At 71.0% G+C, this 500-nt stretch carries 1 protein-coding gene; it reads right to left on the minus strand.

Annotated features, from left to right (window positions below; all coding sequences use genetic code 11):
* Positions 1 to 51: 51 nt before the first annotated feature.
* Positions 52 to 375 (minus strand): hypothetical protein, encoded by a 324-nt coding sequence (locus RF647_RS19340; RefSeq protein ID WP_368813150.1) that lies wholly within the window; start codon positions 373 to 375, stop codon positions 52 to 54.
* Positions 376 to 500: the final 125 nt, after the last annotated feature.

Consider the following 500-nt stretch of genomic DNA (forward strand, 5'->3'; position numbering starts at 1 on the left):
TCATGGTGTACCTGTCGGTGAGGGCTCGGGCTCGGGCGGGGTCATGGGCTCTCATGCGGTGTCGCGGGCGTTGAGTTCTGAATGCAGGTCCTGGCAGCGGTCCATGGTGGAGAAGTGGGGTCCGGCGGGGTCGGTGCGGTAGTCGTGGTCGAGCTGGCGGGTGATCCTCGAGTGCAGGATCTGCAGGTCCGCCATGCCCAGCCCGGACAGGTCCTCGGGGAAGTCCTGCTCCGGGCTCAGCCGGCTGCCCGGTGTCCTGGTGGGGGCGGGGGTCATGGGGCCGGTCAGGGCCGGGGCCACCAGGGTGTGGGCGCCCTGCTCGTGGGGGGTGGAGTGCTGGTGGTGTCCGGTGTGGTCAGCGGCGGTGGTGGTCATGAGAGCTCCTGTGGGCCGAGGTCGGGCATCGAGGTGTCCGGGGTGCTGGGTGTCGTGGGGTGGAGCTGGGCGGCGAGGCCGCCCAGCAGGATGGTGATGCCCTGGTCGAGTTCGGCGGCCCCGTC

The organism is Kocuria sp. CPCC 205263, assembly GCF_040981075.1.
GTDB classification, from domain to species: Bacteria; Actinomycetota; Actinomycetes; order Actinomycetales; family Micrococcaceae; genus Kocuria; species Kocuria rosea.